General features: G+C 62.4%; 8 protein-coding genes. 2 read left to right on the forward strand and 6 right to left on the reverse strand.

Going from position 1 to position 13803, the window contains the following annotated elements:
• Positions 1-100: 100 nt before the first annotated feature.
• The 6 genes from fusA to ACQCSW_RS15510 form a co-directional block, all read right to left on the reverse strand.
• Positions 101-2215, reverse strand: a complete 2115-nt coding sequence (fusA, locus tag ACQCSW_RS15485) for an elongation factor G (protein WP_426987241.1) — start codon at positions 2213-2215, stop codon at positions 101-103.
• A gap of 69 nt (positions 2216-2284) precedes the next feature.
• Entirely contained in the window at positions 2285-2755 is a 471-nt protein-coding gene (rpsG, locus tag ACQCSW_RS15490; protein WP_011692813.1) for a 30S ribosomal protein S7, read from the reverse strand.
• Between the two features lies 1 nt (position 2756).
• Complete coding sequence (gene rpsL / locus ACQCSW_RS15495; protein WP_011692814.1) at positions 2757-3131, reverse strand: 30S ribosomal protein S12; 375 nt, start codon at positions 3129-3131, stop codon at positions 2757-2759.
• Between the two features lie 335 nt (positions 3132-3466).
• Positions 3467-7366, reverse strand: a complete 3900-nt coding sequence (locus ACQCSW_RS15500; RefSeq protein ID WP_426987243.1) for a DNA-directed RNA polymerase subunit beta' — start codon at positions 7364-7366, stop codon at positions 3467-3469.
• Positions 7367-7484: 118 nt separating this feature from the next.
• Positions 7485-10994, reverse strand: coding sequence for a DNA-directed RNA polymerase subunit beta (gene rpoB, locus ACQCSW_RS15505; RefSeq protein ID WP_426987245.1), 3510 nt, complete (start codon positions 10992-10994; stop codon positions 7485-7487).
• A 397-nt stretch (positions 10995-11391) separates the two neighbouring features.
• Positions 11392-11862: a hypothetical protein gene (locus ACQCSW_RS15510; RefSeq protein WP_426987247.1), complete on the reverse strand. Its 471-nt coding sequence runs from the start codon at positions 11860-11862 to the stop codon at positions 11392-11394.
• A 222-nt stretch (positions 11863-12084) separates the two neighbouring features.
• On the opposite strand from ACQCSW_RS15510, the gene ACQCSW_RS15515 reads away from it, so the two are divergent.
• Positions 12085-13284 (forward strand): acetyl-CoA C-acetyltransferase, encoded by a 1200-nt coding sequence (locus ACQCSW_RS15515; RefSeq protein ID WP_426987251.1) that lies wholly within the window; start codon positions 12085-12087, stop codon positions 13282-13284.
• 17 nt (positions 13285-13301) lie between these two features.
• Positions 13302-13799, forward strand: a complete 498-nt coding sequence (locus ACQCSW_RS15520; RefSeq protein WP_426990711.1) for an aminoacyl-tRNA deacylase — start codon at positions 13302-13304, stop codon at positions 13797-13799.
• Positions 13800-13803 lie beyond the last annotated feature (4 nt).

Consider the following 13803-nt stretch of genomic DNA (forward strand, 5'->3'; position numbering starts at 1 on the left):
TTGACCGGACTGCATCTAACCGGGACCCGGCCACCTGCACCAGGTGAGCTTCCGTCAACCGGAAACGCACCCGAGTTTTTTGCTGCGAAAGTCGGGAAGACTACTCGCCGCGGTTCTTCTGGATGATCTCGTCGGCAAATGCCTTCGGGACCTCGGCGTAGCTGTGGAACGTCATGGAGTACACAGCGCGGCCCTGGGTCTTGGAACGCAGGTCACCGATGTAGCCGAACATGCCGGACAGCGGGACGTGCGCACGGATGACCTTGACACCCTGTGCATCTTCCATGGACTGCATCTGGCCACGGCGGGAGTTGAGGTCACCGATTACTTCACCCATGTATTCCTCAGGGGTGCGGACCTCTACATCCATCAGCGGTTCGAGCAGGACGGGGTTCGCCTTCCGTGCGGCTTCCTTGAAAGCCATACGGCCGGCGATCTTGAACGCCATCTCCGAAGAGTCAACATCGTGGTACGCGCCGTCAATCAGCGTCGCCTTGATGCCAACAACCGGGTAACCGGCCAGGACGCCGTCGTTCAGTGCATCCTGGATACCGGCGTCAACCGACGGGATGTATTCGCGCGGAATACGGCCACCAGTGACCTTGTTCTCGAACTCGTACAGCTCGCCCTCGGAAGTGTCCAGCGGCCCGATCGCAATCTGGATCTTTGCGAACTGGCCCGAACCACCGGTCTGCTTCTTGTGCGTGTAGTCGTGACGCGCAACAACATTCTTGATGGTTTCGCGGTAAGCGACCTGCGGCTTGCCGACGTTGGCCTCGACCTTGAACTCGCGGCGCATGCGGTCCACCAGGATGTCCAGGTGGAGCTCGCCCATGCCGGCGATGATGGTCTGACCGGTGTCCTCGTTGAGGGAGACCTGGAAGGTCGGGTCCTCAGCGGAGAGCTTCTGGATAGCCAGTGAGAGCTTCTCCTGGTCACCCTTCGTGTTCGGTTCGATAGCAACCGAGATCACGGGCTCCGGGAAGCTCATGGACTCGAGGACGATCTGGTTGCTGGAGTCACACAGGGTGTCGCCCGTGGTGGTGTCCTTCAGCCCGATCGCTGCGTAGATGTGGCCGGCGGTAGCACCCTCAACGGGCATTTCCTTGTTGGCGTGCATCTGGAACAGCTTGCCGATGCGCTCCTTCTTGCCCTTGGTGGAGTTGACCACCTGAGCACCCGCTTCGACGTGACCGGAGTACACGCGGATGAAGGTGAGCTGGCCGAAGAAAGGGTGCGCAGCAATCTTGAACGCCAGAGCCGAGAAAGGCTCGTCGGAGGAAGGCGCGCGCGTGAGTTCCTTCTCTTCGTCGCGAGGATCGTGACCGATCATCGGCGGGACGTCGAGCGGGTTGGGCAGGTAGTCGACCACGGCGTCAAGCATCGGCTGAACGCCGCGGTTCTTGAACGCGGAGCCACAGAAGACCGGGTAGAGCTCAGAGTTGATCGTCATCTTGCGGATGCCGGCCTTGAGCTCCTCGACGGTGAGTTCTTCACCCTCGAGGTACTTCTCCATGAGTTCTTCGGTAGCGTCAGCCACCGTCTCAACGAGGGCAGCCCGGTATTCCTTGGCCTTCTCCAGCAGATCCGCGGGGATCTCCTGGACCTCGTACTTGGCACCCATGGTGACGTCACCCTTGGAGTCGCCCGGCCAGACCAGCGCGCGCATTTCCAGGATGTCGACAACGCCAACGAAGTCGTTCTCGGCACCGATCGGCAGCTGCATAACGAGCGGCTTGGCACCGAGGCGGCTGATGATGGTGTCTACTGTGTAGTAGAAGTCAGCGCCGAGCTTGTCCATCTTGTTGACGAAGCAGATACGCGGAACGTTGTACTTGTCAGCCTGGCGCCAAACGGTCTCAGACTGGGGCTCGACGCCTTCTTTACCATCGAACACGGCAACTGCGCCATCGAGGACGCGCAGTGAGCGCTCAACCTCGACAGTGAAGTCAACGTGGCCGGGGGTGTCAATGATGTTGATCTGGTTGTTGTCCCAGAAGCAGGTCACGGCGGCAGACGTGATGGTGATGCCGCGTTCCTTCTCCTGTTCCATCCAGTCAGTCGTCGAAGCACCGTCGTGCGTTTCGCCGATCTTGTGGTTCACACCTGTGTAGAACAGAATGCGCTCGGTGGTGGTGGTCTTGCCAGCATCGATGTGAGCCATGATGCCGATGTTGCGGACCTTACTAAGGTCTGTAAGCACGTCCTGTGCCACGGTGTCTCCCTTTCGGATGGACTACGCGTTCGCCGCCGGCTCAGTCGAGCCGGCGGCGTCCGGGAAGTATTACCAGCGGTAGTGTGCGAAGGCCTTGTTGGACTCGGCCATCTTGTGGGTGTCTTCGCGACGCTTCACAGCGGCACCGAGACCGTTGGAGGCATCCAGGATTTCGTTCTGGAGGCGCTCGGTCATGGTCTTTTCACGGCGGGCCTTGGAGTAGCCAACCAGCCAACGCAAGGCGAGGGCGGTGGAGCGGCCCGGCTTGACCTCAACCGGAACCTGGTAGGTAGCGCCACCAACGCGGCGTGAGCGGACCTCGAGGGAAGGCTTGACGTTCTCCATGGCCTTCTTGAGGGCTGCTACGGGGTCGCCGCCGGACTTGGCGCGGGCGCCTTCGAGGGCACCGTAAACAATGCGCTCTGCGGTGGACTTCTTACCGTCAACCAGCACCTTGTTGATCAGCTGGGTAACCAGCGGGGAGCCGTAAACGGGATCTAGTACGAGCGGCCGCTTGGGGGCCGGACCCTTGCGAGGCATATTACTTCTTCTCCATCTTTGCGCCGTAGCGGCTGCGGGCCTGCTTACGGTTCTTCACACCCTGGGTATCGAGGGCGCCACGGACGATCTTGTAACGGACACCGGGAAGGTCCTTCACGCGACCACCGCGAACGAGCACAATGGAGTGCTCCTGCAGGTTGTGGCCTACACCGGGGATGTAAGCGGTAACTTCAACGCCACCGTTGAGGCGCACACGTGCAACCTTACGAAGAGCCGAGTTCGGCTTCTTGGGGGTGGTGGTGTAAACGCGGGTGCAAACACCGCGGCGCATCGGGCTGCCGTTAAGCGCGGGAGCCTTGGTCTTTTTGACCTTAGGCGTGCGGCCCTTGCGGACCAGCTGGTTAATCGTAGGCACTCTCGTGTTCTCCGTTGGTTTGATCTCTACCTTCACGCTCAGGCGCCAGCCTGAACACAATGGTTTTGGCGTTGTTCCTTGCAGCTGCGGCCTCTGGAAACTTGCGTAGGCGTGCAAAAGCGTGGCATTCGTTGCGCACCTTACCCGCAACCCGGAAACAAGCTCCACCCAGCATCATGAGAACAAAACCAAAATGATGCTGCGGCGGCCTTCATCCACTGCCACACAGAACAATTACACAAAGTTTAGCACGGCTGGACCCGGGCCCTTAATCGGGTGTAGACGAAAGGCCCCGCCTCCACAGAGTGGAAGCGGGGCCTTTCAAACGCAATCGACTAGCGGAAATCGTTGCCGAGATCGTAGTCATCCAGCGGGATGGCGTGGAACTCAGGAGCTCCGTCGCCGCCCAGGGAGTCGTACGAGAAGTCACTGAATGCGCTGGGGCCGGTGAACAGGTTGGCCTTCGCTTCCTCCGTGGGCTCCACGGTGACCTCGGTGTAGCGCGGGAGACCCGTGCCGGCCGGAATCAGCTTGCCGATGATGACGTTCTCCTTGAGGCCGAGCAGCGGGTCGCTCTTGCCTTCCATGGCCGCCTGCGTCAGGACGCGGGTGGTCTCCTGGAAGGAAGCTGCCGACAGCCAGGACTCAGTGGCCAGGGACGCCTTCGTGATGCCCATGAGCTCAGGACGTCCGGAAGCCGGAGTCTTGCCCTCGGACACAACGCGGCGGTTGGCCTCCTCGAAGCGGCTGCGCTCGGCGAGCTCGCCGGGGAGCAGATCCGATTCGCCGGACTCGATGACCGTGACGCGGCGCAGCATCTGGCGGACGATAACCTCGACGTGCTTGTCGTGGATACCGATGCCCTGGCTGCGGTACACGCCCTGGACTTCGTCCACCAGGAACTTCTGCGCGGCACGGGGACCCATGATGCGCAGAACCTGCTTGGGATCCACCGGACCGTTGATGAGCTTCTGGCCAACTGTGACGTGCTCGCCATCCTCGATGAGGAGGCGTGAACGGCGCAGTACCGGGTAGGCGATCTCTTCAGATCCGTCATCCGGGGTGATGACCAGGCGCATCTGACGCTCGGACTCTTCGATGGCGATGCGGCCGGCTGCTTCAGCAATCGGTGCGACACCCTTCGGAGTACGGGCTTCGAAGAGCTCCTGGATACGCGGCAGACCCTGGGTGATGTCTTCTCCACCGGTGGCGGAAACAGCACCACCGGTGTGGAACGTACGCATGGTCAGCTGGGTACCGGGCTCACCGATGGACTGTGCGGCGATGATGCCGACAGCCTCGCCAATGTCCACGGTCTTGCCGGTGGCCAGCGAACGGCCGTAGCACAGGGCGCAGGTGCCGACGCTGGACTCACAGGTGAGTACAGAGCGGACCTTTACCTCGGTGATGCCGGCTGCGAACAGCTCAGCGATAACGACGTCGCCGCAGTCGGTGCCGCCGGCTGCAAGGACATTGCCCTTAGAGTCCAGAACGTCAACAGCGAGCGTACGGGCGTAGGCGCTGTTCTCGACGTTCTCGTCCAGGACCAGCTCGCCGTTGGCGTCCGGCACGGCGATTGGCGTGATCAGGCCGCGCTCGGTGCCGCAGTCCTCTTCGCGGACGATGACGTCCTGCGACACGTCCACCAGACGACGGGTCAGGTAACCCGAGTTGGCGGTACGCAGCGCGGTGTCAGCCAGACCCTTACGGGCACCGTGCGTGGCGATGAAGTATTCCAGCACCGACAGGCCCTCGCGGTAGGAGGACTTGATGGGACGCGGGATGATTTCACCCTTAGGGTTGGCCACCAGGCCACGGATACCCGCGATCTGACGGACCTGCATCCAGTTACCACGCGCACCGGAGGACACCATACGGTTGATGGTGTTCATCGGCGACAGGTTGTCACGCATCACCTGGGCGATCTCGTTCGTTGCCTTGTTCCAGATCTCGATCAGTTCCTGGCGACGCTCGTCGTCGTCGATCAGGCCCTTGTCGTACTGGCCCTGGATCTTGGCAGCCATGATTTCGTAACCGGCCAGGATCTTCGGCTTGTCCTTGGGTACCTCGATGTCCGAGATGGCGACGGTAACGCCCGAGCGGGTGGCCCAGTAGAAACCGGCATCCTTCAGGTTGTCCAGCGTTGCCGCCGTGACCACCTTCGGGTAGCGCTCGGCGAGATCGTTGACGATCGTGGACAGTTCGCCCTTGTCCGCAACGTTCTCAACCCAGGGGTAATCCGCCGGCAGCGTCTGGTTGAAGATGACCTGGCCCAGGGAGGTCTGGACGAGCACGGTCTGACCCGGCTCGTAGCCTTCCGGAGCTTCCCAGCCCGCGTACGGAACGAAGCCTTCGAGACGGATCCTGACCTGCGAGTTCAAGTGCAGCTCGCGGAGGTCGTACGCCATGATGGCTTCGGCAACCGAGGAGAAGACGCGGCCTTCGCCAGCTGAACCGACACGCTTGGTGGTCAGGTGGTAGAGACCGATGATCATATCCTGCGAAGGCAGGGTGACCGGACGGCCGTCGGACGGCTTCAGGATGTTGTTCGAGGACAGCATCAGGATGCGTGCCTCAGCCTGGGCTTCGGGGCTCAGCGGCAGGTGGACTGCCATCTGGTCGCCGTCGAAGTCAGCGTTGAAGGCGCCACAAACCAGCGGGTGGAGCTGGATTGCCTTACCTTCAACAAGCTGCGGTTCGAACGCCTGGATGCCAAGGCGGTGCAGGGTAGGTGCACGGTTGAGCAGCACCGGGTGTTCGGTGATGATCTCTTCCAGCACGTCCCAGACCTGCGGACGGTAACGCTCGACCATACGCTTGGCCGACTTGATGTTCTGTGCGTGGTTGAGGTCAACCAGGCGCTTCATCACGAACGGCTTGAAGAGCTCCAGTGCCATCTGCTTGGGCAGGCCACACTGGTGCAGCTTCAGCTGCGGGCCGACGACGATGACCGAACGGCCGGAGTAGTCAACGCGCTTGCCGAGGAGGTTCTGGCGGAAACGACCCTGCTTGCCCTTGAGCATGTCGCTCAGGGACTTCAGCGGGCGGTTGCCAGGACCGGTGACCGGACGGCCGCGACGGCCGTTGTCGAAGAGGCTGTCAACAGCTTCCTGAAGCATGCGCTTCTCGTTGTTGACAATGATCTCCGGGGCACCGAGGTCAAGCAGGCGCTTGAGGCGGTTGTTGCGGTTGATCACACGACGGTAGAGGTCGTTGAGGTCGGAGGTCGCGAAGCGGCCGCCGTCCAGCTGGACCATCGGGCGCAGTTCCGGCGGGATCACCGGGACGGCGTCCAGCACCATGCCGAGCGGGCTGTTGTTGGTGGTCAGGAACGCGTTGACCACCTTCAGGCGCTTCAGGGCACGGGTCTTGCGCTGGCCCTTGCCGTTGGCAATGATGTCGCGCAGCAGGTCAGACTCGGCCTGCATGTCGAAGTTCTCAAGACGCTTCTTGATGGCTTCGGCACCCATGGAGCCTTCGAAGTAGATGCCGTAGCGGTCGCGCAGCTCGCGGTAAAGGCCTTCGTCGCCTTCAAGGTCAGCGACCTTGAGGGTTTTGAAGCGCTCCCAGACCTGCTCGAGGCGATCGATCTCGGCGTCGGCGCGCTTACGCACGTTGGCCATCTGACGGTCCGCGGAGTCGCGGGCCTTCTTTTTATCGGCAGCCTTGGCACCTTCACCTTCGAGGCGCGCGATCTCGTTTTCGAGGTCACGGGCGATCGTGGCGATGTCGGAGTCGCGGTTGTCGATCAGCTGCTTCTTCTCGATGTCGTGCTCAACCTGCAGGTTGGGCAGTTCCTCGTGGCGGCTGTCGGCGTCGACGCTGGTGATCATGTAGGCAGCGAAGTAGATGACCTTTTCGAGGTCCTTCGGTGCCAGGTCAAGGAGGTAGCCCAAACGGGACGGAACACCCTTGAAGTACCAGATGTGCGTGACCGGGGCGGCCAGCTCAATGTGGCCCATGCGCTCACGGCGGACCTTCGCACGGGTGACTTCGACGCCACACCGCTCGCAGATGATGCCCTTGAAGCGCACGCGCTTGTACTTACCGCAGTAGCATTCCCAGTCGCGGGAAGGGCCGAAGATCTTCTCGCAGAAGAGGCCGTCCTTCTCGGGCTTGAGCGTGCGGTAGTTGATGGTTTCCGGCTTCTTAACCTCGCCGTAAGACCAGCCACGGATGTCATCCGCGGTGGCGAGGCCGATCTGCATGAGGCCGAAGGAGGATTCGCTGGACATATGGTCCCTGTTCTCTCTTGTTCTCTAAATTCTGAAGTCTTGGTTACGGGAAGAGGGAGGTGACTTACCGGGAAAGTCAGCGCGGCGGGGCCGCTTGCTTTTCCCGGTAAGTCCCCTGCTAAACCTCTTCTACGGAACTGGGCTCTGCACGAGACAGATCGATGCCCAGTTCTTCCGCAGCCGTGAAGACTGCGTCATCAGAGTCACGCATTTCAATTGTGGTTCCGTCCGTGGAGAGTACTTCCACGTTCAGGCACAGCGACTGCATTTCCTTGATCAAGACCTTGAAGGACTCAGGAACGCCCGGCTCGGGGATGTTCTCGCCCTTGACGATTGCTTCGTAGACCTTCACACGACCGTGGATATCATCCGACTTGATGGTGAGGAGTTCCTGGAGCGTGTACGCGGCGCCATAAGCTTCCAGCGCCCACACTTCCATCTCACCGAAGCGCTGGCCACCGAACTGTGCCTTACCACCCAGCGGCTGCTGCGTGATCATGGAGTACGGGCCAGTGGAACGGGCGTGGATCTTGTCGTCCACCAGGTGGTGGAGCTTCAGGATGTACATGTAGCCGACCGAGATCGGATCCGGGAACGGTTCGCCGGAGCGGCCGTCGAAGAGGCGGGTCTTGCCTGAGGAGTTGATCAGGCGGTCGCCGTCGCGGGTGACGTTGGTGGAGTCCAGCAGTCCCGTGATTTCCTCTTCACGGGCACCATCGAACACCGGCGTTGCAACAGTGGTGGAGCCACTCTCGCGCGGCAGGTTCGGCAGCTGCTTCATCCACTCGGGCTCGCCTTCGATCTTCCAACCGGTCTTGGCAACCCAGCCGAGGTGCGTTTCGAGCACCTGGCCGACGTTCATACGGCCCGGAACACCCAGCGGGTTCAGGACAATATCAACGGGGGTACCGTCGGCAAGGAAGGGCATGTCCTCGATCGGGAGGATCTTGGAGATAACACCCTTGTTGCCGTGACGGCCGGCGAGCTTGTCGCCGTCGGTGATCTTGCGCTTGGCGGCCACGTAGACACGCACCAGCTGGTTCACGCCCGGGGGCAGTTCGTCGTCGTTGTCGCGGTCGAAGACGCGGACACCGATGACGGTGCCGGACTCGCCGTGCGGAACCTTCAGGGAGGTGTCACGCACTTCGCGGGACTTCTCACCGAAGATGGCGCGCAGCAGGCGCTCTTCCGGGGTCAGCTCGGTTTCACCCTTCGGGGTGACCTTTCCGACCAGGATGTCGCCGGCTTCGACCTCGGCACCGATGTGGATGATGCCGCGCTCGTCCAGGCCTGCCAGGACTTCCTCGGACACGTTGGGGATGTCACGGGTGATTTCCTCGGCACCAAGCTTGGTGTCGCGGGCATCGATCTCGTGCTCCTCGATGTGGATGGAGGAAAGAACGTCCTCGGCAACAATGCGCTGCGAGAGGATGATGGCGTCCTCGAAGTTGTGGCCTTCCCATGACATGAATGCCACGAGCAGGTTCTTACCGAGGGCGAGTTCGCCCTGGTCCGTTGCCGGACCGTCGGCGATGATGCCGCCGACCTCGAGGCGCTGGCCTTCGTTCACCAGGACACGGTTGTTGTAGCAGTTGCCCTGGTTGGAGCGGGCGAACTTGTTGATGCGGTAGTTGGTTTCCGTACCGTCGTCGTTGAGCATGATGACCAGCTCAGCGGAGACCTCGGTAACCACACCGGCCTTCTTCGCGATGGTGACATCACCGGCGTCGACGGCGGCGGCGCGCTCCATGCCGGTGCCCACGAACGGGGCCTCGGAACGGACCAGCGGCACGGCCTGGCGCTGCATGTTGGCACCCATGAGTGCACGGTTAGCATCGTCATGCTCGAGGAACGGGATCAGGGCCGTAGCCACGGACACCATCTGGCGCGGGGAAACGTCCATGAACTCGACCTCGCCGGCGGGAACCAGCACAGGCTCGCCTCCACCACCACGGGCGCGGACCAGGACGGTCTCTTCGGCGAACCGCTTGTTCTCATCCAGCGGAGCGTTGGCCTGTGCGATCAGGACCTCTGCCTCGTCGTCGGCCGTGAGGTACTGGACCTCATCGGCGACAACGCCTTCGGAGACGAGACGGTAAGGCGTCTCGATGAAGCCGAACGGGTTGATGCGGCCGTAAGATGCCAGCGAACCGATCAGACCAATGTTCGGGCCTTCAGGGGTTTCGATGGGGCACATACGTCCGTAGTGGGACGGGTGGACGTCTCGGACTTCCATGCCTGCACGGTCACGGGACAGACCACCCGGGCCCAGCGCGGACAGACGGCGCTTGTGGGTCAGACCCGACAACGGGTTGTTCTGGTCCATGAACTGGGACAGCTGGGAGGTTCCGAAGAACTCCTTGATGGCTGCAACGACAGGGCGGATGTTGATCAGCGTCTGCGGCGTGATGGCCTCGACGTCCTGGGTGGTCATCCGCTCGCGGACAACGCGCTCCATACGGGACAGGCCGGTGCGGACCTGGTTCTCGATGAGCTCGCCGACGGCGCGGATACGACGGTTGCCGAAGTGGTCGATGTCGTCGATCTCAACGCGAAGTTCGTGGTCCTGGCCGTCGCGCTTGCCCGTGAGGGTCTTCTCGCCGGCATGCAGGGCAACCAGGAACTTGATCATGGCCACGATGTCTTCAACGTGCAGGACCGAAGCTTCCTTGTCGCCAAGGGAGCGGTCGATGCCAAGCTTGCGGTTGATCTTGTAACGGCCAACCTTCGCCAGATCGTAACGCTTGGAGTTGAAGTACAGGTTGTCCAGGAGGGACTGGGCAGCCTCGACTGTGGGCGGCTCGCCCGGTCGCAGCTTCCGGTAGATGTCCAGCAACGCGTCTTCGCGGGTCTCGGTGGCGTCCTTCTCCAGCGTTGCACGCATGGAGTCGTACTGGCCGAACTCTTCGAGGATCTGGCCTTCGGTCCAGCCGAGGGCCTTCAGCAGAACGGTGACGGACTGCTTGCGCTTACGGTCGAGGCGAACGCCGACCTGGTCGCGCTTGTCGATCTCGAGTTCAAACCATGCACCGCGGGACGGGATGATCTTGGCAGTGAAGATGTCCTTGTCACTGGTCTTGTCGGCGGTGCGCTCAAAGTAGGCGCCCGGTGAACGGACCAGCTGGGAGACGACGACACGCTCGGTGCCGTTGACGACGAAGGTGCCCTTCTCCGTCATGAGGGGGAAGTCGCCCATGAACACGGTCTGCTGCTTGATTTCGCCCGTGTTGTTGTTCATGAACTCGGCCTTGACGTACAGCGGAGCCGAGTACGTTGCGTCCCGGTCCTTGCACTCGGCCATGGTGTACTTCGGGTCAGCGAACTCCGGATCGGAGAAGCTCAGGGACATGGTGCCCTGGAAGTCCTCGATCGGGGAGATCTCTTCAAAGATGTCCGACAGTCCGGACGAGGTGGCGACGCTGAGATCGTTTTCTTCGACGGCCTTCGCTACGCGCGCCTGCCAGCGTTCGTTTCCGACCAGCCAGTCGAAGCTGTCCGTCTGCAGGGCAAGGAGATTCGGAACGTCCAGCGGTTCGTGAATCTTTGCGAATGAGAGCCGGCGAGTGGCACCATCAGTGCTGTCGGCGGTGTTAGCGGTTTCGTTATTAGAGGTGCTCGAGGCGACCAAGAGGGATCCTTCCACAGACCTTCAGGCGTTTTCAGATCTCCCCCGCTGTGCACCCTGCGGAATGACTCCGCAGTGCTACCATCCGGTTCCGCTATATGACCCGGGCCGGGGCTTTCCATACAATGACGTTGTTGACGGCACGTTGATGGTCAGCTGCCAGGCAAAGCCCACCGCTATATGAAGGCTGAAGGTAAACAGGGAAGACGCAAATATCTACGATACGGCAAAACCAATTACGTGTCTACCCCACAACCGGACTTATTGCAAGCACTGATTTTTTGGCGTCCAGCCCGGGTTCGCTCCCCCTCCCGCCCCCGCACCTCGCAAGCTCGGCCAGGGAACCCGGCGGGCGTGGGCCCAGGCTCAACCACCGGACAGGCAACCACCGGAGGAGACCTCAGAGGCGCAGCGTAACGCCCTCTGCGGTGCATTCGCCTGCGTTGGCGAACACCGCGTCACGCACGGCGTCCTTTGATTCCTGCTCGGGCGCGCCACCTTTATTAACTGCCGACGAGTGATCAATGGCGAGGACCTTGAGCGACGCGAAAAGACCCACCAGATTCCCTGTCACAGTGTCTTGGGCGTCGTCCGCGGCAAAATAGATGTCCTCGTAGGCGTTCGAATCGTTCTGGATCGCCTTGTAGTCGGCGTAGAGGGAGTTAAACGTCTCGCACGCCACTTTCACGCCCCCTGCCTGAGGCGCGGCTGACGGGCTGGAAGAGCGCGACGGCGACGCAGTGGAAGGTGCGGTGGTGGACGCAGTGGGGGCTGCCGTCGATGTGGTGCTGTCCGGGGCAGGAGTGGCAACGCTGCAGGCGGTGAGTCCGGCGAGGCTGGCAATGGCTGCCGCGGCGACGATTTTCTTCAAGATGCTGCTCCCTGTTTTTGCGTTGCCCTGATGCTTTCGTCTTCGCCGTCCACCCTACGCACCACCGCGACCACGCGCACATCCGGCAGATGGGTAGTTCTCCCCTTTGGGCCACGGCCGGCACGAACGGAATCACCGGCGCCCCTTCAGCGTTTGGATAAATAGGTGACAAGCCTCACGGTAGCCTTGGAAGTACATCGATTCAGAGCGGAAGAGATCACAATGGGCAATTCCAACGACAACACGGACGTGGTCATCCTGGCCGGTGCGCGCACGCCACATGGCCGGCTCAACGGGCAACTGGCGAGCTTCACCGCCGTCGAACTCGGAGCGCACGCGATCAGGTCCGCGATTGCGGCGAGCGGAGTGGAGGCCGGCCAGGTTGACGCCGTCATCATGGGCCAGGTGCTGCAGGCCGGTGCCGGGCAGAACCCAGCGCGCCAGAGCGCCATTGGCGCGGGAATCGGCTGGAACGTTCCCACGGTCACCATCAACAAGGTGTGCCTGTCTGGGCTGACCGCTGTGATCGACGCCGCCCGGATGATCCGCAGCGGCGACGCCACCGTGGTGGTGGCCGGCGGCCAGGAATCCATGACCCGTGCGCCCCACCTGCTGCCGGGTTCGCGCCAGGGCTGGACGTACGGCGCCATCCAGGCGTTGGATGTCGCGGCGCACGACGGCCTCACGGATGCGTTCGACGGCCAGTCCATGGGACTGTCCACCGAAACTAAGAACCTGACGCTGGGCATCGACCGGACCTCGCAGGACAACGTGGCCGCCCACTCGCACCAGCGTGCGTCGCTGGCGGCGAAGAACGGCGTCTTCGACGACGAGATCGCACCCATCAGCGTCAAGCAGCGCAAGGGTGACCCCATCGTTGTCTCCACCGATGAAGGCGTACGGCCGAACACGTCCATCGAGTCCCTGGCCGGGCTGCGGGCGGCCTTCGTCAGCGACGGAACCATCACAGCGGGCAACTCCTCTCCCCTGTCCGACGGCGCCTCCGCACTGGTGCTGGCATCGCGCCGGTTCGCGGAGGACAACGGCCTAGAATACCTGGCTGTCGTGGGGAAGCCCGGCCAGGTTGCCGGTCCGGATAATTCGCTGCATTCGCAGCCGTCCCACGCCATCATGAACGCATTGCACCGGGCGGAATGGAGCACCACCGACCTGGATTTCATCGAAATTAACGAAGCCTTCGGTTCGGTCGCGGTGCAGTCGCTGAAGGACCTGGACTACCCGCTTGAGAAGTGCAACATCCACGGCGGCGCCATTGCCTTGGGCCACCCGATCGGGGCGTCCGGTGCGCGGTTGGCGCTGCACGCGGCCCACGAACTCAAACGGCGGGGCACCGGGAAGGCCGCGGTCTCCCTGTGCGGCGGCGGCGGTCAGGGCGAAGCGCTCCTGCTGTACCGGGACTGAAGGTGGGGCAGGGACTGATGGTGGGGCAGGCCGACAACGGGAGCACCGCCGTCGGACGTCAGCGCTTCCTTGCTGACGCCGCCGCGCGCGGCTTGGACGTGCAGCTTGTGGAGCGGCTAGCCGCTCGGAGCCTCAAGGAAGCTGCCGGGATTCTGGGCATCACGCCGGCGGACATCGTGAAGTCCCTGGTGGTCAAGCACAAGGACGGGACGTTCCTGTTCGCGCTGATTCCGGGCGACCGGCAGATCTCCTGGCCGAAACTGCGGACCCTGGTGGGCGTCAACAAACTCTCGTTGCCAGCTGCGGACGTGGCGCTCGGTGCGACCGGCTACGAACGCGGGACCATCACCCCGCTGGGCAGCACCACCGCCTGGCCGGTATACGCGGACGCCACCATCGCCGGCCGCCGCATCTCCATGGGCGCCGGCGAACACGGCTACAGCGCCTTTGTGGACGCCGACGCGCTTACCGCAGCCTTGGGCGCCATCGTCGCCGATATCTCCGAACCGAACTAGCCAC

It is taken from the genome of Pseudarthrobacter sp. Y6, from assembly GCF_050156205.1.
GTDB lineage: Bacteria > Actinomycetota > Actinomycetes > Actinomycetales > Micrococcaceae > Arthrobacter.

What these genes read in the sequence shown, in the direction of transcription:
- ACQCSW_RS15520 (WP_426990711.1), top strand. Translation starts at nt 13,302, where the DNA reads ATGGTGGGGCAGGCCGACAACGGGAGCACCGCCGTCGGACGTCAGCGC.
- ACQCSW_RS15500 (WP_426987243.1), bottom strand. Translation starts at nt 7,366, where the DNA reads ATGTCCAGCGAATCCTCCTTCGGCCTCATGCAGATCGGCCTCGCCACC.
- rpsG (WP_011692813.1), bottom strand. Translation starts at nt 2,755, where the DNA reads ATGCCTCGCAAGGGTCCGGCCCCCAAGCGGCCGCTCGTACTAGATCCC.
- ACQCSW_RS15515 (WP_426987251.1), top strand. Translation starts at nt 12,085, where the DNA reads ATGGGCAATTCCAACGACAACACGGACGTGGTCATCCTGGCCGGTGCG.